Below are 2,610 nucleotides of genomic sequence, written 5' to 3' on the forward strand. Positions count from 1 at the left end.
GCCGCCGGTCGGGCCGCCGGTCGGGCCGCCGGTCGGGCCGCCGGTCGGGGATCCGTCCTTCGGGGAGGCGGTGCGCTGGGGGCCGATCATGCCGGACGCGGAGTCGAACCAGTCGTCGACGCTGCCCTCGCCGGCGGCGGCTCCGGGGGCGTCGGGCAGGGTGCCCGCCGGGCCCGCGTAGACCGCCTGCCACCAGGCGTCCTCGGGCCGGTCGTGCGGGGATGCGCCCTGGTTGCTCACGTGGCGGCTCCTCGTGCCATGTCTGCCGTCTGCCGTCTGCCGAGCGGGCCGTGTGCCGGACTCGGCTGGTCATTCTTCCGAAGGAGAACGACGGTGTCCGGCTTTCGGGGACACCCGGCCACCCGTCGGGCGCAGCGGCGGCGTGATCCGCCCGGATTCGGCCATCCGTCCGGAGGGGGTGCGGACGTGCGGGGGGTGGATGTCCGGAGCGTCCTTTTTGGGGCCCTGAAATGGGCAGGAAGGGCCCTCCGGCCCGGGTCGGGAGGACCAAGAGGGGGACCGCTTCACCCCTTCGGCTGATTAATATGTGCGCATGAGCGTGCCAGCATCCGCGACCGGTGAGCCGGTGCGGTCCGTCCGGGCGGGCAGTCGCCCGGCCGTGGTGCTGTGGGCGCTGCTCGTCGCGGGTCTGCTGACGCTGCTGCCGTGCGCCGGGACCGCGAAGGCGGTGTCCGGGCACGTTCCGGCCGCCCCCCGGGCCTCGGCCGCCACCGGTCCGCAGGCCGCCGACGCCGTCCCGGCCGCCCATGGCGCCGGGCACGCCGTGGCGCGCTGGTCGGACGAGGGCGGTGCGCACGTCTGGTGCTCCGCCGACGGCGACCACCCGGCCCCGGGGAAGGGCTGCACCAGCCATCCGTTCCGCGGGCTGGAGGCGCAGCTGCCGAACGCTCCCCCGCAGCCGGTCGCGGTCACCCTGCCGCAGCTGGTTCCGGCGCCGTCGCTGCCCGCCGCCGTCCCGCTCGACACGCTGGCCGGGCCGCCCCCTGCGCCCGACCTCCACGTACTGCAGGTCCACAGGTCCTGAGCGGAACCCACCGTCGGCCGTGACCCGTGCCCCCGCGCACCGGACGGGCCGGCGGCTCCGCCGCCCCCTCCCCCTCTCGCCCCACCGCCGTGCCCGCGCGCACCGCGGAGACAAGGACACACTCATGGGTTCCGCCTCCAGGCAGTCCAAGCCGTCCAAGCAGACCTCCGGCAACCCGGGCAACCGGCAGAGCCAGTCCGAGCGGCAGGCCGACCGTCGGACCCGCATCGCGGAGCTGCGTGCCGCCGAGCAGAAGCGCGACCGCCGCAACAAGATCATCGCGTTCAGCGTGGCCGGCGTGCTGCTGGCCGGCATGATCGGCGCCGGTACCTGGATAGCCCTCGACGCCAAGCACGACAAGGACGCGAAGGAAGCCGCCGCCAAGGCCCCGATCCAGGGCGTGCAGACCTGGGACAACCTGTCGCGCAACCACGTCGAGACCAAGGTCACCTACGCCCAGACCCCGCCGGTCGGCGGCGACCACAACCCGCGCTGGGCGAACTGCATGGGCGACGTCTACGACAAGCCGCTCGCCAACGAGAACGCGGTGCACTCGCTGGAGCACGGCGCGGTCTGGGTGACGTACAACTCGAAGGCGTCCGCCGACGACATCAAGAAGCTGTCGGAGAAGGTCAAGGCGACCCCGTACACCCTCATGAGCCCGTACCCGGACGAGAAGAGCCCGATCACGCTCTCCGCCTGGGGCACCCAGCTGAACGTGGACAGCGCCAGTGACCCGCGGGTGGAGCAGTTCTTCACCAAGTACGTCCAGGGTCCGCAGACCCAGGAGCCCGGCGCGTCCTGCAGCTCCGGTGTGATGCCGTGATGACGGGCGCCGAGGAGACCTCGGCCACCCGGACCGGGGAGTCCGGCGAGGACGGTGCGCCGCGCCGGTCGCGGAAGCTGCTGTGGTGGCCGGCCGCGATCGCCGCGGTGATCGCGCTCTGCCTCGGCGTGTCCGCCCTGGTGGCGGGCGGTTCGGACTCCGGCGGTTCGTCGTCGGTGGCGGCGCCCGCCACCGACTCCCCGGAGGCCGGGTTCGCCCGCGACATGGCGACCCACCACCAGCAGGCCATCGACATGTCCTTCATCGTCCGCGACCGCACGCAGGACGAGGAGGTGCGCAACCTGGCCTTCGACATCATCAACACCCAGGCGAACCAGCGCGGCATGATGTCGGGCTGGCTCGACCAGTGGGGGCTGACCCAGAGCACCTCGGCCAAGCCGATGGCGTGGATGGGCCACAGCTACGCCGCGCACGACGGCTCGCTGATGCCGGGCATGGCCACCAACACGGACCTGGCCAAGCTCCGCTCGCTGAGCGGCCGGGACGCCGAGGTGCTGTACCTGCAGCTGATGATCGAGCACCACAAGGGCGGCGTGGCGATGGCGCAGGCCTACGTGGACGTGGCCCGCAACGACGTCGAGAAGCGGCTCGCCCAGACCATGGTCAACGGGCAGAAGTCGGAGATCGACCTGATGACGTCGATGCTCGCCAAGCGCGGCGCACAGCCGCTCTCCTGAGCCTCGGCACGGCGGCGGGCGGGTCGGACGGCAGCGTCCGG

Annotated in this window: 3 protein-coding genes and 1 pseudogene; 3 read left to right on the forward strand and 1 reads right to left on the reverse strand. The window is 73.0% G+C overall.

What is annotated here, in order from left to right; translation table 11 throughout:
- Positions 1 to 240: pseudogene (locus ABZ641_RS32460) on the reverse strand (hypothetical protein); the annotation flags it as partial.
- Between the two features lie 313 nt (positions 241 to 553).
- Between ABZ641_RS32460 and ABZ641_RS32465 the strand changes: the two are divergent.
- From ABZ641_RS32465 to ABZ641_RS32475, 3 genes are all read left to right on the forward strand, one after another.
- Entirely contained in the window at positions 554 to 1,045 is a 492-nt protein-coding gene (locus ABZ641_RS32465; protein WP_359987651.1) for a hypothetical protein, read from the forward strand.
- Between the two features lie 124 nt (positions 1,046 to 1,169).
- On the forward strand, positions 1,170 to 1,871 hold the full coding sequence (locus tag ABZ641_RS32470) for a DUF3105 domain-containing protein (protein ID WP_344624479.1): 702 nt from the start codon (positions 1,170 to 1,172) through the stop codon (positions 1,869 to 1,871).
- A complete protein-coding gene (locus ABZ641_RS32475) occupies positions 1,871 to 2,569 on the forward strand; it encodes a DUF305 domain-containing protein (RefSeq protein WP_359987654.1) in 699 nt (232 codons plus the stop codon). The genes ABZ641_RS32470 and ABZ641_RS32475 overlap by 1 nt, the downstream gene beginning before the upstream one ends.
- Positions 2,570 to 2,610: the final 41 nt, after the last annotated feature.

Source organism: Kitasatospora sp. NPDC007106, assembly GCF_040634455.1.
Classification (GTDB): domain Bacteria; phylum Actinomycetota; class Actinomycetes; order Streptomycetales; family Streptomycetaceae; genus Kitasatospora; species Kitasatospora arboriphila.

Excerpts from the sequence above, each read along its gene's own strand:
- ABZ641_RS32470 (WP_344624479.1), top strand. The coding sequence starts at position 1,170 with ATGGGTTCCGCCTCCAGGCAGTCCAAGCCGTCCAAGCAGACCTCCGGC.
- ABZ641_RS32475 (WP_359987654.1), top strand. The coding sequence starts at position 1,871 with ATGACGGGCGCCGAGGAGACCTCGGCCACCCGGACCGGGGAGTCCGGC.
- ABZ641_RS32465 (WP_359987651.1), top strand. The coding sequence starts at position 554 with ATGAGCGTGCCAGCATCCGCGACCGGTGAGCCGGTGCGGTCCGTCCGG.